Source organism: Amycolatopsis sp. NPDC114484, assembly GCF_055633755.1.
In genome coordinates this window covers 21,673-40,098 of sequence record NZ_JBVKDQ010000047.1, presented here as the reverse complement: position 1 = coordinate 40,098, position 18,426 = coordinate 21,673, and the positions used below count along the sequence as shown (strand labels likewise).

21 protein-coding genes and 1 pseudogene are annotated in these 18,426 nt (G+C 70.2%); 14 read left to right on the top strand and 8 right to left on the bottom strand.

Translation table 11 applies throughout. The features are described from left to right. From ACZ7SW_RS45895 to ACZ7SW_RS45885, 3 genes and pseudogenes are all read left to right on the top strand, one after another. Positions 1-95: pseudogene (locus ACZ7SW_RS45895) on the top strand (superoxide dismutase); the annotation flags it as partial. A 417-nt stretch (positions 96-512) separates the two neighbouring features. Continuing rightward, a complete protein-coding gene (locus tag ACZ7SW_RS45890) occupies positions 513-1,448 on the top strand; it encodes a hypothetical protein (protein WP_470236677.1) in 936 nt (311 codons plus the stop codon). A 301-nt stretch (positions 1,449-1,749) separates the two neighbouring features. Then, positions 1,750-2,229 carry a hypothetical protein gene (locus ACZ7SW_RS45885; protein WP_470236676.1) on the top strand — a complete coding sequence of 160 codons (480 nt, stop codon included), beginning with the start codon at positions 1,750-1,752 and terminating at the stop codon, positions 2,227-2,229. 43 nt (positions 2,230-2,272) lie between these two features. Here the strand turns inward: ACZ7SW_RS45885 and ACZ7SW_RS45880 are convergent, their stop codons facing one another. The 3 genes from ACZ7SW_RS45880 to ACZ7SW_RS45870 form a co-directional block, all read right to left on the bottom strand. Next, positions 2,273-2,554: a DUF3040 domain-containing protein gene (locus ACZ7SW_RS45880; protein WP_470236675.1), complete on the bottom strand. Its 282-nt coding sequence runs from the start codon at positions 2,552-2,554 to the stop codon at positions 2,273-2,275. 189 nt (positions 2,555-2,743) lie between these two features. Further along, positions 2,744-3,010 (bottom strand): GlsB/YeaQ/YmgE family stress response membrane protein, encoded by a 267-nt coding sequence (locus ACZ7SW_RS45875; RefSeq protein WP_009077073.1) that lies wholly within the window; start codon positions 3,008-3,010, stop codon positions 2,744-2,746. A 121-nt stretch (positions 3,011-3,131) separates the two neighbouring features. Beyond that, entirely contained in the window at positions 3,132-4,028 is an 897-nt protein-coding gene (locus tag ACZ7SW_RS45870; RefSeq protein WP_470236674.1) for an RNA polymerase sigma-70 factor, read from the bottom strand. A gap of 215 nt (positions 4,029-4,243) precedes the next feature. Between ACZ7SW_RS45870 and ACZ7SW_RS45865 the strand changes: the two genes are divergently transcribed. From ACZ7SW_RS45865 to ACZ7SW_RS45845, 5 genes are all read left to right on the top strand, one after another. Then, a complete protein-coding gene (locus tag ACZ7SW_RS45865; RefSeq protein ID WP_470236673.1) occupies positions 4,244-4,867 on the top strand; it encodes a class I SAM-dependent methyltransferase in 624 nt (207 codons plus the stop codon). A gap of 40 nt (positions 4,868-4,907) precedes the next feature. Next, on the top strand, positions 4,908-5,102 hold the full coding sequence (locus ACZ7SW_RS45860; protein ID WP_470236672.1) for a hypothetical protein: 195 nt from the start codon (positions 4,908-4,910) through the stop codon (positions 5,100-5,102). Then, positions 5,099-5,614: a TetR/AcrR family transcriptional regulator gene (locus ACZ7SW_RS45855; protein WP_470236671.1), complete on the top strand. Its 516-nt coding sequence runs from the start codon at positions 5,099-5,101 to the stop codon at positions 5,612-5,614. Before ACZ7SW_RS45860 ends, ACZ7SW_RS45855 begins: the two co-directional genes overlap by 4 nt. A gap of 26 nt (positions 5,615-5,640) precedes the next feature. Beyond that, the gene (locus tag ACZ7SW_RS45850) at positions 5,641-6,171 is read left to right on the top strand and encodes a Chromate resistance protein ChrB (RefSeq protein WP_470236670.1); all 531 of its coding nucleotides are present in this window, start codon (positions 5,641-5,643) and stop codon (positions 6,169-6,171) included. 101 nt (positions 6,172-6,272) lie between these two features. Continuing rightward, positions 6,273-7,424, top strand: coding sequence for an MFS transporter (locus ACZ7SW_RS45845; RefSeq protein ID WP_470236669.1), 1,152 nt, complete (start codon positions 6,273-6,275; stop codon positions 7,422-7,424). 50 nt (positions 7,425-7,474) lie between these two features. Here the strand turns inward: ACZ7SW_RS45845 and ACZ7SW_RS45840 are convergent, their stop codons facing one another. Both ACZ7SW_RS45840 and ACZ7SW_RS45835 read right to left on the bottom strand, forming a co-directional pair. Further along, the gene (locus ACZ7SW_RS45840; RefSeq protein WP_470236668.1) at positions 7,475-9,538 is read right to left on the bottom strand and encodes a phosphocholine-specific phospholipase C; all 2,064 of its coding nucleotides are present in this window, start codon (positions 9,536-9,538) and stop codon (positions 7,475-7,477) included. A 136-nt stretch (positions 9,539-9,674) separates the two neighbouring features. Beyond that, positions 9,675-10,640: an Lrp/AsnC family transcriptional regulator gene (locus ACZ7SW_RS45835; RefSeq protein ID WP_470236667.1), complete on the bottom strand. Its 966-nt coding sequence runs from the start codon at positions 10,638-10,640 to the stop codon at positions 9,675-9,677. A 113-nt stretch (positions 10,641-10,753) separates the two neighbouring features. Between ACZ7SW_RS45835 and ACZ7SW_RS45830 the strand changes: the two genes are divergently transcribed. Together ACZ7SW_RS45830 and ACZ7SW_RS45825 are read left to right on the top strand one after the other, a co-directional pair. Next, on the top strand, positions 10,754-12,151 hold the full coding sequence (locus ACZ7SW_RS45830; protein ID WP_470236666.1) for an FAD-dependent monooxygenase: 1,398 nt from the start codon (positions 10,754-10,756) through the stop codon (positions 12,149-12,151). Position 12,152: 1 nt separating this feature from the next. After that, on the top strand, positions 12,153-12,794 hold the full coding sequence (locus tag ACZ7SW_RS45825; RefSeq protein ID WP_470236665.1) for a class I SAM-dependent methyltransferase: 642 nt from the start codon (positions 12,153-12,155) through the stop codon (positions 12,792-12,794). Positions 12,795-12,799: 5 nt separating this feature from the next. Here ACZ7SW_RS45825 and ACZ7SW_RS45820 read toward each other — a convergent pair whose 3' ends face one another. Next, the gene (locus tag ACZ7SW_RS45820) at positions 12,800-13,204 is read right to left on the bottom strand and encodes an SRPBCC family protein (protein ID WP_470236664.1); all 405 of its coding nucleotides are present in this window, start codon (positions 13,202-13,204) and stop codon (positions 12,800-12,802) included. Further along, entirely contained in the window at positions 13,201-13,518 is a 318-nt protein-coding gene (locus tag ACZ7SW_RS45815; RefSeq protein WP_470236663.1) for an ArsR/SmtB family transcription factor, read from the bottom strand. Before ACZ7SW_RS45815 ends, ACZ7SW_RS45820 begins: the two co-directional genes overlap by 4 nt. Positions 13,519-13,622: 104 nt before the next feature. On the opposite strand from ACZ7SW_RS45815, the gene ACZ7SW_RS45810 reads away from it, so the two are divergent. Together ACZ7SW_RS45810 and ACZ7SW_RS45805 are read left to right on the top strand one after the other, a co-directional pair. Next, positions 13,623-14,696, top strand: coding sequence for a hypothetical protein (locus tag ACZ7SW_RS45810; RefSeq protein WP_470236662.1), 1,074 nt, complete (start codon positions 13,623-13,625; stop codon positions 14,694-14,696). Positions 14,697-14,936: 240 nt separating this feature from the next. Then, entirely contained in the window at positions 14,937-15,671 is a 735-nt protein-coding gene (locus tag ACZ7SW_RS45805; RefSeq protein WP_470236661.1) for a S1 family peptidase, read from the top strand. Here the strand turns inward: ACZ7SW_RS45805 and ACZ7SW_RS45800 are convergent. After that, on the bottom strand, positions 15,661-16,743 hold the full coding sequence (locus ACZ7SW_RS45800) for an ROK family transcriptional regulator (protein ID WP_470236660.1): 1,083 nt from the start codon (positions 16,741-16,743) through the stop codon (positions 15,661-15,663). The two genes, ACZ7SW_RS45805 and ACZ7SW_RS45800, sit on opposite strands and share 11 nt — an antisense overlap. Before the next feature lie 101 nt (positions 16,744-16,844). Between ACZ7SW_RS45800 and ACZ7SW_RS45795 the strand changes: the two genes are divergently transcribed. Next, positions 16,845-18,116, top strand: coding sequence for a YbiU family protein (locus ACZ7SW_RS45795; protein ID WP_470236659.1), 1,272 nt, complete (start codon positions 16,845-16,847; stop codon positions 18,114-18,116). A 162-nt stretch (positions 18,117-18,278) separates the two neighbouring features. After that, on the top strand, positions 18,279-18,416 hold the full coding sequence (locus ACZ7SW_RS45790; protein ID WP_470236658.1) for a lasso RiPP family leader peptide-containing protein: 138 nt from the start codon (positions 18,279-18,281) through the stop codon (positions 18,414-18,416). The last annotated feature ends 10 nt before the right edge of the window (positions 18,417-18,426 follow it).

Genomic DNA, 18,426 nt, shown 5'->3' with positions numbered 1-18,426 from the left:
ACGTCAACGCCCTGTGGAACATCTTCAACTGGGCCGAGATCAGCAAGCGCTTCGACAACGCCGTCGCCGGCGGCAACGGCCTCCTGCTCGGCTGAGGCTCGCGCACTGAGGCACCGGAAACGGGGCCCGGCCCACGAGGCCGGGCCCCGTTTCGCATTTCGTGGCGGGAATAGTCGCCCGGGTGGGGGAATCGCTGCGGCGAATGTCGGGAACTGCTGGTCCATCGGCACTCCGGCGCGGCGCGTTAACCGGGTACGCCGCGCCGCACAGTCCGGATCCGGGGGCATCCGCGCGTGCCTGGCGCCTCTGGCTAATGCGTGTGCCCCATCCGGCGAGACGATTTGTCTCGCTTTCGCGGTTCCGCCGCGAACTGTCTGTAGACGGACCACCTGATTCAGCGAGATTCGCTGGCATTCGGTGGGTTCTTTCCCCGAAGGGAAAACGCGCCTGGACAGCGGCGGATCGGCGCGGCACTCTGGAAGCGCAACCATGTCGGGGGGCAGGGGGAGCACATGGCGTTGCGCATTCATTTCACCGACGACGATTTCGGCCGGACGAGGCGGCGCACCGGCCCCGATCCGCTGTGGGAACTGGTGCTGAGCCTCACGGCCCTGCAGAGCCGCCGTCCGGCGAGCGGGCTGCGGGTCTGGTCCGCCCGGGCCCGCAAGCAACTTCGCAGAGAGGGCCTGCTTCCGCAACCCCGTCCGGCGGCGCTGGAGATCCGCAACCGGACGGTGAGGGCGCTGCCGCCCGGCGGCGCACCGGCCGTCCGGCACGCGGCGCTGAGACAGCCGGACCAGCGGCGGCGGATCGGCCCGGTCGCGGGGGACGGTCTCGTGCACGTCCCGAAAACGACGCTCCGCGCCGACCTCCAGACGTTGTTCGTGCACGGGTTCTCGCCCGCGTGGGTCGGGGAACTGGCCGACGGAGCCCGCGCGCTGCTCGGCTCGGCGCTCGCGTCGTACGGCACGGCTCGGCAGGCTTCGAGTTGGCCGGTTGCCAGCAGCAAACCGGCCGGTGGCGCGCCGATCCGCTGGGAGGGCCCGGAGTTGCCCGGCGAACCGCCCGCGGACCGCAGTGTCTACTTCGGAGGCTTGCTCGTGATCCCGGCCTATTTCCGGGTCGTGGAACCGGATCCGGGGACCGGACCAGAGCCGCCGGTGGTCTGGGGCGCGCCCGCGGAACGCGCGCTTCCGGCAGCCGACGCCGCCCGGGACCCGCTGCCGGATCTGCTCGGCACGACCCGGGCCCGCGCGCTGCACGCGTTGGCTGTCCCGCTGTCCACCGCCGAATTGGCCGGGGAGATCGGTGTTACCCCGGTCGCGGCGGGCAAACACGCAGGTGTTCTGCGTCGCGCGGGATTGGTGGAGAGTCAACAGGACGGGAGCACACTGCGGCACGCGGTGACGGCCACCGGGCAGGCATTGCTGAGCGCGTCCGGAGGGTGACGCGGAATGATTGCGCGGCCCGGAAGAATCCCACGTACTGACGGAAGACGGCGGCAATAAACGACGCGGTCCGGCGCGGCCGGCCGGTCCGGAATGATCGGCAGCTGAGCCGGCGCTCTCGGTCTGCCCGTCGCGTCCGGGTTGCCTCCGTGTGGCGTTACCCACGAATGAGTGAAAAGAACGGGTGAAATCGGGCATCGACGCGGCGTCGCTTGCCCGTGCCGGGCGCTTTTTCCTGCGAATTGGGCACATTTGTCCGCAAACCCTGCCGTGTTCCCGGTTTTCCCGGCATTCTCGTGGCATGGCTTCTGGTGGTTTCCGCGCGTCCGCGGTGCGCGGTCGCGTGTTCCTCCTTCCCGTCCTGGCCGCGGCCGTCGCGGTCTCGGCGGTGGCCGGGGTCTGGCTGGGCCTGTGGATCCACCGGCAGGGCGCCGCGGCGATCGACCGCGCGCCCGGCCGGTCCGTGGTCGCCGCCGTCGCGCCCGGGTCCGGCGCGCTGCGCGGGACCGAGGGCGCCGCGATGCCCGACACCCGGCGCGTCACGTGGACCGCCCCGGACGGCGGCGCCGAGGAAGCCACCATCCCGCTGCGCTCGGACCCGGCGGCGCGCGGCCTGACCCGCGTCCGCGTCGACGCGCGGGGGCAGCTCCGGCCTTCGTCCCCGGACCGGGCAGACGTGCTGTCGGTCGCCGTGCTCACCACGATCGCCTGGGAACTGGTCACCGCGATCGCGGGATTCGCGCTGTTCCGTCGTTTCGTGCGCGGGCGCGTGGCCGCCTGAGGACGCTTGCCTCGCCACGCCGACAGTTCCGGCCGGGCGCGGGTCAGCGCCAGCGGCAGCGGTAGAACCAGATGATCGCGAGCGGGATCGCCGTCGTGAGCACCGTGCCCACCGCGATCGGCGCGGCGGAGTCCATGCCGAACCCGACCACCAGCGTGACCAGCCCGGTGAGGAACACGCTGAGCACGCCGAGCGCGGCCGCGGCGAAGGTGATCACCGGCATCGGGCGGAACTTCTCGAACCGGCGGGCAAGGCGCGGGCTTTCCTGGGCGAGGCATCGTTCGATCTCGTCCAGCTGATGTTGTTCGTGGTCGCGCAGCGCCATCGTCCGCTCCGCCCGTCGACCTGGCCGAAACTTCTCCGCTGATTCTGCCACGAAACGAGCCCGGAATCCGGGGTCGCGTTCAATTCGAGGCCCGCGCGGGTGAGTCCGCGGGCGCGGGCCGGGAGGCGCGGAATCCGTTCGGGATCGCGCGAAGCGAGGGGCGGCCCGGCGAGCGGGCCGCCCCGGGGATCAGTCTCGGCGGCGGCCGCCCACGATGAGCCGGTAGCCGGTCAGGATGACCAGCGCGCCGAGCACCGCGAGACCCCACGTGCGCAGGTCGAAGAACGTTCCGAGCTGGGTGTGGAACAGCGTTTTGCCGATCCAGCCGCCCACGAACGCGCCTCCGATCCCGAGCAGGATGGTGATGATGCAGCCGCCCGGGTCCTTGCCCGGCATGAGGGCCTTCGCGATCAACCCGGCGATCAGGCCCAGCACGATCCAGCTGACAACGCCCACGTCGGTCCTCTCCTCGGTACGGCGGCGGCCCGGCGGGCCGCCTCTGCGGGACCAGGATGGCATGGTCCGTCCGGGTGGCGCGCGCCAGTGTCGGGGCTACTGTCCGTAGCGCTGGCCGGAGTCAGCGGCGAAGGGCGGTTTCCGCGTCCATGTGCGACAGCTTCGCCGGATTCCGCACCGCGTACAGGCCGGTGATCTTGCCGTCGTCGATCCGCAGCGTGAGCACGGTGTCGACCTCGCCGTCGAGGTTCAGCACCAGTGCCGGGTGCCCGTTGACCTGAATCGGGCGCAGCGGCGCGGGGATCTGGGTGCCGCCGGCGGTCAGCAGTCGCGCGACCTTGTCCGCACCGACGATCGGCCGCAGCACCGCCTGCTTCACGCCGCCGCCGTCGCCGAGGAAGACGACATCCGGGGCGAGCAGGTCGAGCAGTCCCTGCAGGTCGCCGGTCTCGACGGCCTTCTGGAACGCGTTGAGCGCGCCGCGGGTCTCGGCGGGCGTGACGTCGCCGCGCGGACGGCGGGCGGACACGTGCGACCGCGCCCGGTGCCCGATCTGCCGCACCGCGGCCGGGGTTTTGCCGACCGCTTCGGCGATTTCGTCATAAGGCACGTCGAAGACCTCGCGCAGCACGAACACCGCGCGCTCGGTCGGCCGCAGCGTTTCGAGCACCAGCAGCATCGCCATCGAGACGTTGTCGGCCAGTTCGACGTCCTCGGCGACGTCCGGCGCGGTGAGCAGCGGCTCGGGCAGCCAGGTCCCGATGTAGGACTCCTTGCGCCTGCCGAGCGTGCGCAGCCGGGTCAGCGCCTGGCGGGTGGTGATCCGGACCAGGTAGGCGCGGTGCTCGCGGATCTCGCCGAGGTCGACGCCCGCCCACTTCAGCCAGGTTTCCTGCAGCACGTCCTCGGCGTCGGCGGCCGAGCCGAGCATCTCGTACGCCACGGTGAACAGCAGGTTCCGGTGGGCGAGGAAGGTCTCGGTGGCGAGGTCCGGGCTCGCGTCGCCGGGCGCTGTCATGGGTGGCTCCTTCGCGTTCTGGGGACGATCGCCCATAGGACGCCGGCCGCCGGGAGTTTGTGACATCAGGTTCGGCGGGCGTGGCCGCGTCCGTGCGGCGAACCAGGCTCGCGCAGGTGCCGGTCGCACCGGCGCTGTTCCGTGTCGTAGTCGAAGTCCCCCACGGGATGCGAGGGTACGGGGAGAGGACCTCGGGCGGAGAGGAGTTCGCGACGATGGCGGAGCGGGGACCGGACTGGTTGCGGCGGACGTGGGACAAGGCCGCGCCGCGCTACGACCGCGACATCGCGTGGGTCGAGCGGGCGCTGCTCGCCGACGGCCGGGAATGGGTGTGCGGGCAGGCTTCGGGGGAGGTGCTGGAGGTCGCCGTCGGGACCGGGCGGAATCTGCCGTTGTACCCGCCGGACGTGCGGCTGACCGGGATCGACCTCAGCCCGTCCATGCTGGACCTCGCGCGCGGGCGGGCCGCCGAGACCGGACGCGAGGTCGCCTTGACCGAGGCCGACGCGCAGTCCCTTCCGTTCCCGGACGGCTCGTTCGACACGGTCGTCTGCACGCTGGGCCTGTGCGGCGTCCCGGACGAACGCGTCGCGATCGCGGAGATGCACCGGGTGCTGCGGCCGGACGGGCGGCTTCTGCTGCTGGACCACGTCGGCAGCGACCGGTGGTTCGTTCTCGCCGTGCAGCGGCTGGCGGAGAAGCTGACCGTGTGGCAGCTGGGGGACTACCTGACCCGCCGGCCGCTGCCGTTGCTCGCGGCGGCCGGGTTCGCGGTGGAGCGGGCGGAGCGGAGCAAGGCCGGGATTGTCGAGCGGTTGGCGGCGCGGAAGGCCGGGTAATCCTGTACGATCGTATTGTACGTTCGTATAGGAGGCTTGGATGAACGGCAAATGGGGGCACGCCGCGGCTGGCGTGCTGATGGTGGTCGTCGGTGCGGTGCTGTACTTCGCGTTCCACGACGTCGAGACGCCGGTGGTCGGGCTGCGGCAGGTCGGCGTGGTGGTGGGAGTGCTCGGGATTCTTGAATTGATCGCCGTCGCGTGGCGGTCGCGCACGGGGGCGTCTCGGCGGTGAAGCGCGCCACCCATGTGCTCGATGCCGTGCTGGAGGTGTTGGCAGAACGGGGAATCAGTGCGCTGAGCGTGCGGACGGTCGCCGCGGCGGCGGGCGTTTCTCCGGCTCAGGTGCAGTATTACTACCGGACGAAGAACGACCTCGTGCGCGCCGGTTTCGAGTACGCGGGGGAGCAGTTCCTGGCGGAAATCGAAGCGGCGCAACCGAAAACGATCGCCGGGTATGTCGAGTTGTGGCTGCCGCTGGACGAACCGCGTGCCCGGCGTGCCCGGGTATGGCTCGCGTACGCGGCGGCGGCTGTGGTGGATCCGGTGCTGCGGAAGGAAAACGCGAACCTCGATCGCGAGCTGCGGCAGTGGTATGTCGACGCCGGGCTGTCCGAGGAGGTGGCGGCACAGGTGTTCGCGATGATCGACGGCGTGACGCTGCAGTGCCTCTCGCTGCCGCTGGCGGACCGTCCGGCGCTGGTGGACCGGACGGTCGGCGCGTTCCTGGCGGCGCTACCTGGCTGAATGTAACACGTGCTACATTCGGCATTGTGGCAGACCACAAGTGGCTGGTGCTGGTGGTGCGGGTGCCGTCCGGACCGTCGCGGCACCGGGTCGCCGTGTGGCGTGAGCTGCGGCGGGTCGGCGCGTTGTCGCTCGGGCAGGGCGCCTGGGCGGTGCCGGACGTGCCCGGGTTCGCCGTCGGCGTCGCGCGGGTCGCTGAGCTGGCCGAACGCGGCGAGGGCGAGGTGATCGCGCTCGACGCCGCCGAACGGGACGGTTCGCGGCTGGTGGAGCTGTTCACTGCCGAGCGGGACGAGGAGTGGACGGAGTTCCTGGACGACTGCGGGAAGTTCGACGCCGAGATCGACGAGGAAATCCGGATCGGCAAGTTCACGATGGCGGAGCTGGAGGAGGAAGAGCAGAGCCTCGAGCGGCTGCGGCGCTGGCATCGGGAGTTGAAGGCCCGGGACGTGTTCGGTGCGCCTTCGGCGGGCGAGGCGGAGCAGCGGTTGAAGCACTGCGCGGAACGCCTCGCTGACTACACCGAGCGGGTTTTCGAAGCCCTGCACCAGATGTGAAGGGTTTCGTGCGGCTGGCCTCGGCGGGGAGTTCGAATGGCGGCTGAAGCACGGTCGGCCGACGACGCCTGGGCGGGTTGTTCCGTTGGTGAGGGGTTCGCATGAGTTCCGCTGAGCTGCGTCCGCTGTATGCCGCCGGTTTCGTCACCGCGTTCGGGGCGCACAGCATCGCCGCGAGCCTGGGCGCGTACACGCACGGCGATTCCCTGCTGACCTTGGGATTGCTGCTCGCGGTCTACGACGGGGCCGAGGTCGTGCTCAAGCCGGTGTTCGGGTCGCTGGCCGACCGGATCGGGCCGCGGCCGGTGCTGCTCGGCGGATTGCTGGCGTTCGCGCTCGCGTCGGCGGCCTTCGTCCTCGCGGGGAATCCGGCCGCGGTCGGGCTGGCCCGGTTCGGTCAGGGCGCGGCCGCGGCGGCTTTCTCGCCCGCGGCCGGGGCGCTCGTCGCGCGGTTGTCGCCGGCGAAACGGCGGGGGCGGGCGTTCGGAGGTTACGGTGCTTGGAAGAGCGTCGGGTACACGCTCGGCCCGTTGCTCGGCGGCGTGCTGATCACGCTGGGCGGGTTTTCCTTGCTGTTCGGCACTCTCGCGGTGCTGGCCTTCGTTGTCGCGGGGTGGGCCGCACTGGTGGTGCCCGCGCCGGAGCCGTTGCCGCGCCGGCGGCAGACCGTTCTCGACCTTGCCCGCCGGCTCGCCGAGCCTGGGTTCGTGCGGCCGACCGCCGTGCTGGCCGGAACGACCGCGGCGCTCGCGGTCGGCATCGGGTTCCTGCCGGTGACCGGCGCGGCGAGCGGGCTCGGCACGGTCGCGACGGGTGCGGTGGTGTCGGTGCTGGCGTTGTGTTCCGCGTTGGTGCAGCCGTGGGCCGGGCGGCTCCGGGACGCCGGCCGGATCCCCGACGGGCCGGGGATGGCCGGCGGGTTGCTGCTGACCGCCGCCGGGTTGGCGCTGGGGGCGCTGATCCCGGGTATCGCGGGGGTGCTGGCCGCGGCGGTCGCGATCGGAGCCGGGGCCGGGGTGGCCACGCCGATCGGGTTCGCGCATCTGGCCGGTGCCGCGCCCCAGGAACGGCTCGGGCAGACGATGGGGGCGGCCGAGGTCGGCCGGGAGCTGGGCGACGCGGGCGGACCGTTGCTGGTCGGCGCGCTCGCCTCGGCGGCGACGCTGGGCGCGGGGTTCGGCGGGTTGGCGGTGGTGCTGGCGGTAGTCGGCTTGCTCGTGGCGAGGGCCCGGGCTGGCTCCGGAAAGCCGTGAGGGGAACCCTGAGGGAATCAGAGTCCTTCAGGGTTCCCCTCACGGATCAATCAGCTAGTGGCGATGGCTGGGTCGCTGGTCGATGCTTGGCCGGTTTCCGCGTGGCCTGCGAAGCGGCGGACGTACTGGCCGTCGTGATCCGCTTTGACCGTGATGTCGTACCAACCGTTGGCCACGCCCCACTTCGGCACTGCCCGGGAAGTACCCGGGGCGAGCGTGTACTGGTAAGCCTCGGTGGGCGCGTAAGCATCGACGCCGGTGAAGGTGACTGTCCGGCTGCTCGGGTTCGTGAATGTCACCGTCACGTAGCCCGCGTCATGCCGCGCGGTGACCTCCGGACCCAAGCCGCCGATGGTTCCGGCCTGTTCGCGGAGCCAGCCGTTCGGGCCGAAAACCGAGTACTGGTACCAATCTCCCGCGCCGCTGGGCAGATGCCAGCTGTCGGTGACCGACTTGCGGCCTTCCACGGTGTAGGGCCACGGCCCGTCGGAACGCATCCGGGACGTCACGTGGAACCCGGCTCCGGCGTCGCCGAGGTTGGTGAAGGTGAAGTACATCCGGCCGTCGCGGGCCTGGGTGTCCGCTGCCAGGTCGTACGGCAGCGCGCGTGCCTTGCGGGTGCCGGGTTCCTGCTTGGGGAGCGAGCCGTTCGAAGGCGGCACCGGGTGGTAGGTCGGCGGGGTGCTGTGGTCGGCGGGCGGCTGGTAGTCGCCGGTGCCGGGCAGGGACGGGACGCCGCTGTTGGCTCCGGTGAAGTCGAACGCCGACGTGAGATCCCCGCACACCGCGCGGCGCCACGGCGAGATGTTCGGATTGTGCACGCCGAAGCGCTTTTCCACGAATTGGATCAGCGAGGTGTGGTCGAAGGTCTGCGAGCAGACCCAGCCGCCGGTGCTCCACGGCGAGACGGCCAGCAGCGGCACGCGCGGGCCGAGTCCGTACGGCATTGCTTTGGTGTAGGACGCGGCCGCACCGCCTTCGTACCATTCCCCGGCGACGCTCGCGGTCGACTTGCCCCAGTTCGCGTCTCGCGGCGGATACGGCGGGACGACGTGGTCGAAGAATCCGTCGTTCTCGTCGTAAGTGATGAGCAGGACGGTTTTGCTCCACACGTCCGGATTCGAGGTGAGCGCGTCGAGTACGCCGGAGACATACCAGGCGCCGTAATTGGCGGGCCACGCCGGATGTTCGCAGTACGCTTCCGGGGCCACGATCCAGGAGACCTGCGGCAGGCGGTTCGCTTTGACGTCCGCGGTGAGGTGGTCGAAGAAACCGTCGCCCGCGGTGGCGCGGGTGCCGGTGCGCGCGTTGTCGTAGAGCGGGCTGCCCTGGGTCGATTTCTGGTACTGGGTCAGGTAAAGCAGCGAGTTGTCGCCGTAGTTGCCGATATACGGGTCTTTCGTCCAGCCCCAGCCGTGGTCCTTGTCGAGCCCGTCGCCGATGTCCTGGTAGATCTTCCACGAAACCCCGGCCTTTTCCAGGATTTCCGGGAAACTGGTCCAGCCGTAGCCGGATTCTTCATTGCCCAGCACCGGTCCGTTGCCGGAACCGTCATTCCCGGTCCAGCCGGTGTACATGTAGTACCGGTTCGGGTCGGTCGAGGAGAGCATCGAGCAGTGGTAGCCGTCGCAGATGGTGAACGCGTCGGCGAGCGCGTAGTGGAACGGGATGTCCTTGCGCGTCAGATACGCCATCGTGGTGCGGGTTTTCGCCGGGATCCACTGGTCCCAGCGGCCGGTGCTCCACGCGGTGTGCGTGCCGTTCCAGTCGTGGTTGAGGTCCTCGATGAAAGTGAGGCCCAGGTTGTCCTCGGCGGGCCGGAACGGCAGCGTTTCGGCGCCGCTCGCGTCGGCCTGGTTCCACACCGGTTTCCCGCTCGGCAGCGAGACCGGACGCGGGTCGCCGAAGCCGCGAACGCCGTTGAGGGTCCCGAAATAGTGGTCGAACGACCGGTTTTCCTGCATCAGCACGACGACGTGCTCGACGTCCGCGAGGGTGCCGGTGCGCACAGCGGCCGGCACCGAAGCCGCGCGCGCGATGCTCGCGGGCAAGGCCGTGCCGGCGGCGGTGGCGGCGGCGAGCTGCATGAATCTGCGGCGGCTGACCGATGACATCGATGTCTCCTCGAAAAGTGGGGGACAGTTCGCGGACGCGTTCGGGAATTTCCCACCGGGAAAAGCCGAACGAATCATTGACGGATCCTCGCCGCGCTGTCAACCGCTGACCGGGAGGGCGCCCGTTCGTACCGCGTCACAGCCGGTTCGCTACCCGTTTCACCGTTTTGATCACCGGTGCCGTTTCCACGTGGGTGACCGCGGGGAGCGCGGCGACGCTGGTGGTGAGGTAGCGGTACAGCTCGTGCTGGCTGGCGCACACCGCCGTCGCGTACAGGTTGGTCGGGCCGGTGGTCGCGGCGGCGTAGGCGACTTCCGGGTGCGCGGCGAGCGCGACGCCGGTCTCCTCCAGCGCCGACGGGGCGACCGAAAGCCACAGCAGTGTGCGGATTCCCTTGCCGTGCAACCGCCAGTCGACGTCAAGGTCGAAGTACAGCACGTCCCGTTCGCGCAGTTCCGCCACGCGGCGGCGGACCGTCGTGGGGGACCAGCCGGTCTCGGCGGCGAGTTGTTCGAATCCGGCGCGACCGTCGGCGGCCAGCGCGGCGAGGAGTTTGCGGTCGCCGTCGTCGAGCGTCGCCGGGCCTGGCCGGCGGGGGAGCGGCGGCGGGCGTAACCGGGTGACGGTGGCGTCGTCCAGCACGCCGAGTTTGGCGACCAGGCTGTCCGGTCCGCCGTAGAACGCGTGCAGCACCGAATGCGCGGTGACGCCCTCGACGCGTGGGGTCCGGGGAAGTTTGGCCAGCAGCAACGCTTCGCTGTCGGCCTCGTTTTCGATCCGGACAGTGCAGGTGATTTCGGTGCCGCCGGACGTCAGGCTCACCCAAGCGGTGTCCGGCCGCCGCGCGAGCGCCTCGGCGACCGCCACCGACGCGGCGGGAGCACACCGGATGCGCAGGAACCATTGCACCGCACCGGAAGCTGTCTCGTTGACGCCGCCCACGACTCGCACCCCTCCATTCGACCGGAGCCGGGCGTAACGGCGCGCGACGGTGCGATCCGACATGCCGAGCGCGTCGGCGATGGTGCTGAACGGGGCCCTCGGGTCGATCTGCAGGGCGTGCACGAGCTGCCGGTCGAGATCGTCGTAGTCGGAATCCACTGTTTCGAGAGTACTCAGGTCGGAATCCGCCGCAAACGTGTCGCTTTCTGGCTCGTCGGCCGCTGCCGGGCCGAGAGTCGGTTCCGGACGCACCGACCCACGAGGGAGAGATCATGACTGCCGAGGTACTCGTCGTCGGCGCCGGTCCCACCGGGATGACGACGGCGAACGAACTGCGGATCGCCGGAGTGTCCTGTGTGGTGGTCGATCGGCTGCCACAGGCCAGCGAACTGTCCAAGGCCGGAGGGCTGCAGTCCCGCACGCAGGAGGCGTTCGACCAGCGCGGCCTGCTCGAACCGCTGCTGGCCACGGGCGACTATCCGGTCACCACCGCGCATTTCGCCGGGAATCTCCTGCCGCTCGTCCGCAGGCGGCACCGGTTCCCCTGGCGGTCGCTCCCGCAGGTGGTGATCGAGGGATTCCTGGAGAAACACCTTGCCGCGGAAGGAATCCACATCCGCCGAAATCACGAGCTGGTCGCGCTGGCGCAGGACGCGGACGGCGTCACCGCGACGTTCGCCGACGGCGCCACGATCCGCTCTCAGTACCTGGTCGCCGCCGACGGCGGGCGCAGCACCGTCCGGAAGCTGCTGGGCGCGGAGTTCTCCGGCCGTCCCGGGACCGCGACCACGGTGGCCGCCGACGTGCGGCTGAGCGCCGAGGTCCCGATGCACACGATCACCCCGGAGGGTTATCGCGCGCAGGTGTTCCCGCTCGGCGTCGACGCCGAAGGCAGGCCGCTGCGCCGCCTGACGTTCGGCGGGCCCGGCTGGTCGCGGGACCGGGATCTCCCGGTCACCGAGGACGAGATCCGCGCCGGGCTGAAGACGGTCTTCGGCGATCGCGTGGAACTGGTCGAACTCCGGTACGCCCGCCGGATCACGAACGCCGCCCTGCAGGCCGCGCAGTACCGGCACGGCCGCGTGTTCCTGGCCGGCGACGCCGCGCACGTGCACCTTCCCCTTGGGGCGCAAGGCATGAACGCCGGGATCCAGGACGCGATGAACCTCGGCTGGAAGCTCGCCGCGGCGGTTCGCGGCACCGCGCCCGAGGGGCTGCTCGACAGCTACCACGCGGAGCGGCATCCGGTTGGCGCGGCGGTGCTGCGCAACGTCCAGGCACAGTCCCTGCTCCTGGACGACGGCCCCGATTCGGCCGCGGCCCGGTCGTTGTTCACGGAACTGGTGCAGTTGCCCGAAGTCCAGTACCTGCTGGACGACATGCAGTCCGGCATGGGATTCCGCTACGCGATCCCGGGCAGCGAGGAGCATCCGCCGGTCGGGCTTCCCGCGCACGATCTCGGCCCGGAACTGCGGGCCGGACGCGGTGTTCTCGTGGATCCCGAAGGACAGTTCGGCGATCTCTCGCAGCGGTGGGCGGACCGGGTGAACCGTGTGGGGACGGGTGCCGAGGCGAAGCTGGTCCGGCCGGACGGATACGTGGCGTGGGCCGGTTCTCCGGACGGTCTGGAGCCAGCGCTTCGCCAGTGGTTCGGCGCACCGGTGAGTTAGCGTGGCCGTCGTGCAGACCTGGCTGACCGACACCCGGACCTCGTACGACACCGTCGCCGACAGCTACGCCGATCGATTGCGCGACTCGATCGCCCGAAGTCCTTCTCTGCGAATGACCTTGGGCTTGTTCGCCTCGCTGGTGCGCGGAAACGGCCCGGTGGCCGACGTCGGTTGCGGCACCGGGCACGTCACCGCGCACTTGAACAGCCTTGGTCTCGACGCGTTCGGCCTCGACCTCTCGCCCGGGATGGTCGAGGTGGCCCGGCGGGATCACCCGCAGCTGCGGTTCGCGGTCGGCTCGATGACCGCTCTCCCGCTGCCCGACGCTTCGGTGGCCGGACTGCTGTCGTGGTGGGCTCTGATCCACGTCCCGGACGAAGAGGTGCCCACCGCGATCGCGGAGTTCCACCGCGTGTTGCGGCCCGGCGCACCGCTCGCGATCGGCTTCCACGTCGGTGACGTCGCCCGGTTGAAGACGCAGGGTTACGGCGGGCATCCGATGCGGCTGTACGTCCACCGCAGGCAACCCGCGCGGGTGTCGGAGTGGTTGCGCGAGGCGGGGTTCACCGTCGAGGCGGAATGGGTGGAGGAGCTGGACAGCGACGTCCCGCAAGCGGTTGTCTACGCTCGCCGTCCAGCCTGACGGGCTTAGCCGAGGTCCAGCTTCGCCAGCCGCGGCAGCACTCCGTCGCGCCAGCCGGGGCCCATCCGCTCGCACGCGTCGGCCTGGCGCTTGTCGTCGAGGTCGAAGCCGGAGTGGTTCAGCAGGAGCCGGGTGCCCTGGCCTTCGGCGACGAGCGTCCAGGTCAGGGTCCAGTCGCCGTTGAAGGTGTAGACGAACCTCGTCGGCGGCTCGGATTCCACTACGCGGCAAGGGATCGAGCCGAACCCGGGCATCTCCAGGCGGAACTCGTGGCCGACGTCCGGTCCGATGTCGCCGGGCGCCCACCACTTCGCGTGCAGCTCGGGATCGGTCAGCGCGCGCCAGACCTTCTCCGGGGCGGCGGCGATGAACTGATCGACCGAAATACTGCCGATGCGGGCGTACGTCACGGGGTTTCCTCCTCGTTTTCCAGCAGGTCGGCCATGCTGCGCAAGCGGCCGCGCCAGAACCGCTCGAACGGGTGCAGCCATTCGCCGACCTGCTCCAGCGGATCGCTTTCCAGGTGGTAAAAACGTTGCCGCCCAACGGGTTCGTCGCGGACCAGGGCGGCGTCCCGCAGCACCTTCAGGTGCTCGGCCACCGCCGGGCGGCTCAGCTCGAACCGCGCCGCGAGATCGCCCGCCGTGTGCGGGCCGTCCGCCAGGATCTCGAGCAGGCGCCGGCGGACGGGGCTGGCGAGAGCGAGGAAGACGTCGTCGGGCATGACGCTAAGTTACGTCGGAAGTTTCCGACATGTCAACCAGCGGGACCCCGGACCATGATCGGTAACGTCCTTCGTGCGGGAGATATTCACCCACTATGACGCTTATGCCGAATTCCAGAGTTCGAAGACTGGCGGCCGCGGTTGTCCTCGCCGCGATGACCGCGGCGACCGGGGTCGTCGCTCCGGCCGCGGCGACCGCGGCTCCGATTGCCGCTGTGGCGCAGACTCCGGAGGAGGTGCGCACGAACGCGGCCGCTGTCGTCGGGCTCGCGATCACGCCGGAACTGCTGCGGCTTAGCGAATGCGACTTCGTGCACGAGATCTACCTGGCCGCGCAACGGCAAGGCGACGTCGCGGAGGAGGTCCAGTGGCAGGCGGACTACGCCTGCAAGCAAGGGTCGCCGTCGCTCTTCCTCACTGCCTGGATTTACGAGGCACACCAAAAGGATCTGGACCGGGAAGCGCAGTACCAGGTCCGGCGCACGGAACGGCAGCCCGCTGTCGCGCTGCTCGGTTTCGAGCTGACTCGGCTCCTGCTGAGCCAGGAGGATCCGAACTTCGTCTTCGCGTTGTGGGAGCACGCCCCCAGGGGTTCGTTCGTGAAGGCGGCCGCGGCTGCCGCTGTCAAGGGAACTCTGGCGGAAAAGAAGGAATTCATCGTGCACGGCATCTTTGTCGAGCATCAGCGCGACGTGGAGGCCGCGAAGGAGGCGGCGGAGAAGGAAGCCGCGGAGAAGAAGCTCCGCGACGCACGGGTGAAGGCGGCCGCCGCCGTGGGCATGGATGCGGCGCTGGCCGCGCAGCTGACGGACGAGCAGTTCGTATGGCACATCTGGGCGCGCCAGGCGCCTTACGGTTCCGAGGTCTGGATGGCGGCCTACTCCTGCGAGACGCCGGAGCAGCGGCGGGCGTTCATCGACACCGGCATCTTCGAGACCGCGGCGAAGGACAAGCTGAACGACATGAAGGTGCGCGCGGCCGCGGTCGCCGGCGTCGAGGCCAGCTACGCCAGGTACCTCGAGGAGGGGCCGCTGGTCCGGGAGATCTGGACCCGGGCCACTCCCGGCACCCAGGTCCAGGCGGCCGCTCGCCGGGCGATGGACAGCCAGTCCCCGGCTGAGTGGCGGGCATTCCTGGAGACGGGGATTTTCGTGGCCCAGGCCGCGGACAAGTCCTGATTCGGTGCGCCTCGTGAGCGGCAATTCCGGCATCGGCGCTCACGAGGCGCAACGCCCTCCCTCTGCCGCCTCTTGAGTGCCCGTGCCGGTTCTAACCGGCAGCGCCCCTCGCGGCCCGGCACAGGCACAGGGCCACGGGTCGTGAGTGTCTAACCGGGATTAACACTTACGAGGCGCAACCCCCTTCTGGCTGCCGCGTCTTGATGTTGTCACGCCGGCTGCCGAAGGGATGTCCTCACCATGCTGTTCCGCTCACTCCGCCGGCTGGCCCTCCTGATCCCGGTCGCCGCGCTCGCCGCCGTCGCCGCGGCGGCTCCGGCGTCGGCCGTGATCGGGGGTTCGGTCAGCTCTTACGGGCCGTGGGCGGTGCGGATGCTGGTCGACGGCAAGCCCGAATGCACCGCCACCGCGATCAGCCGAGAGTGGATCATCGGTGCCGACCACTGCTTCACCGAAGCCGCCGAGCCCATCGCGGATTCCCGGATCGAGTTCCGCGTCGGCAATCTCGACCAGCGGCTCGGCACCGTCGTCCGGCCCGTGCCGGGCAGCCGCGACAATCACACGCTGGCCGACATCATGCTGATCAAGGTCGCCCCGATGAACGTCACCCCGGCGAAGCTGCCGAGCGCGGGGCCGGTGCGGCCCGGCGAGACGGTTCGCCAGCTCGGCTGGGGCGCGACCTGCACCGGCGACGAGAACAGCTGCCAGTCCGACGCGCTCAAGCAGGTGGACGCGAAGGTCATCGACCCCGACGACCAGCGCTGCGAAGGCATGACCATCTCCGGCGGCACCGATTTCTGCGCGCTGACCACGACCGGCGTCACGGCGGGCGGCGACTCCGGCGGTCCGGTCATGTCGACTGTTGATCGCGACACGATCGTGGGAGTCACCAGCAAATCCGACCGCAGCAGCGTCGCGGCCGACGGTGACGTGTTCGGTCAGCTGGAGTGGATCAAGAAGACCATCAAGGGTTGAGAACGGCGCTCCGCAGGGCGCGCACGGCCTCGTCGCGCGCGCCGGTGAGGGCGGGGGAGTCCGTGGCGTGCGGGGCGCGAAGCGGGACGTTGCGCGGCAACCGCGCGAAGCGGGCCGACACCGCGTCGAGCACGGCGGGCCCCCAGGGGCCGCCCAGGACGATGAGTTCCGGGTCGGCCACGGTTACCAAAGCCAGGAGCACGCCGCAGATCGCCTCGGCGAGGGTGTCGAGGACGTCGTCGGATTTGATCGCGCACAGCAGGGCGGCGACGTCGATCGTGGTCGAATCCGGTTGGCGCACACCAAGGTCCGCGAAGACGTCGATGAAGGCGATCGCCTGACCGTCCGGGCCGCGCGTGAGGACGTGCGCGATTTCCCCGGCGAACCCGGCGTGCCCGCGCCGCACTTCGCCGTCGGCGATCACGGCGCAGCCGAGCCCTTCGCCGAGGAAAAGGTAGGCGAAATCGGCGGCGGCCTGTTCGGTGCGGGCGGCCCAGTTGACGTCGTTGTCCACCGTGACCGGGCCCGCGACGAGCGGCGCGAGGACGTCGGCGGGGGAGAGTTCCCCGAGCAGGAACGGGGAATCGGGCAGGTGGACCAGTTTCCCGGTGGCGCGGTCGACCGGATCGGCGGCGCTGACGACCGCGAGCCGGAGCGGCCCGGCGTCGTCGGCGACCTGTGTCGCGGCCTTGCGCAGGGCCTGCGCGACCTTCCGCGGCCGCACCGGGCGGCCGAGATCTTCGACGTGCCGGGCGAGCACCTCGCCGAAAACGTCGACGGCTTCGGCGACCGCGCCGTCGTGGGCGATGCTCACGACCAGCGCCGCGCCGAGGTCGTCGGCCAGCGCGTAATAGGTGCCGACGCGGCCGCGGCCGGTGGTGCGTTCGCCGGTGTCGCGCAATAGCCCGGCCTCGGCGAGCCGCGCGACGCTGTCGCCGACCGCGGGCTTGGAAATGCCGGTGTGGGCGGCGATTTGCGCGCGCGTGAGCTGCCGCTGCGCGAGCAGCGCCCGCAGAACGTGCTCGTCGGTCAGCGACCGGAGCAGGTCGAGGGAGGGCTTGGCCGGGGTCACCGGCGCGAGTGTAGCCGATTTAGTCAGGAGTGTTGCCTGAATCGGCGCGGGCGCCTTACCGTCGGTTCAGTAAGGAGCCCTTCCTGAATGGAGCGAGCGCTATGCAGCTGCCCCCGTTGCCGCATTGGGAGACGACGCCGGACGACCTCCCGGCCGCGATTCGCGAGATCAAAGCCGCGTTGCGGGCGCGGATCCAGGCGTCCGGGCGCACCGTGGAAGAGGTGTTCGCGGTGGTCGAGGCCCGCGTCGCCGCCGCGGTCGAGGAGATCGAGGCGGCGAAAGCGCGCGGCGAAGAGATCTGGCCGGTGCTGGACTACGCCGACATCGAGGCGGGCAGGGTCTCCGAAGACGACGTGGCCCGGCTCCGGCGGCGCGGCTGTCTCGTGGTGCGTGGTCATTTCCCGCGCGAGCAGGCGCTGGGCTGGGACGCGGGGATCGTCGACTACGTCGAGGGCAACCGGTTCTTCGAGCACTACCGCGGCCCCGGCGACGACTTCTTCGGCACCGTTGGATCGCGGCCGGAGATCTATCCGATCTACTGGTCGGCGGCGCAAATGGAGGCGCGCCAGAGCGACCGGATGGCGCGCGTGCAGGCGTTCCTCAACGCACAGTGGAAATCCGAATCCGACGGCGTCCGGTGGTTCGACCCTGGCCGGGATTCGCTGTACCCGGACCGCATTCGCCGCCGTCCGCCGGGTGCGGATTCCGGCGGTCTCGGCACCCATCTTGACCCAGGCACGCTGGACCTCTGGATGACCGAGACGTACCAGCGCGCGTTCCGGCATCTGTTCGACGGCACCGTCGAGTCCTACGATCCGTGGGACGCCGCGCATCGCACGGCCGGGCCGCAGTTCGAGGGTTCGACGATGTGCTCGGTGTTCCGCACTTTCCAGGGCTGGACCGCGCTTTCGGACATGGAACACGACCAGGGTGTGCTGCACACAGTGCCGATTCCGGAAGCGATGGGCTACCTGATGCTGCGTCCGCTGCTGGCCGACGTGCCCGAGGACGACATGTGCGGCGTCACGGTGAATCAGGTGTTCCCGGCCAGCGAGAAATGGCATTCGTTGCTGCTGCGGGCTTCCAGCGGCATCCCGGACGTGCGGGCCGGCGATTCCGTGTGGTGGCACTGCGATCTGATCCACAGCGTCGCGCCGGTGGAGAACCAGCGGGGCTGGGGCAACGTCATGTACATCCCGGCCGCGCCGTGGTGCCCGCGCAACGAGGCGTACGCCGGGTCGGTGCGGGAAGCGTTCGAGTCCGGGTCCAGTCCGTCGGACTTCCCGGCCGAGCATTACGAGCGCTCGTGGCCGGACCGGTTCGCGCCCGGGCGGCTGAACGCGACCGGTCGGCGCGGGCTCGGCATCGGATGACAGTGGTCTAGTCCATTCGGGCCAGCGGGCCGGGCGAGTCCGGTACTGCGAGGTAAAGCTGTTGGTACGCACGGGAACTCCCGCCTGCCGCGGCCGGGCGGTGCGTGCCAGTGTCGGGGACGGCGGTCGCAGCGGCCGCCGGAGCCGAACATCGGAGGCATCATGGACGTTCAGGACAAACAGGTTCGCGAACTGCCCGAATACACGCCGCCCGCGCTGTCCGAGGTCGGCGAGTTCAGCGAGGACACCCTCGGCTTCAGTGGGTACCTGTCGGACACGATGGGCTACTTCGCCTCCTGAGCCGGGAGCG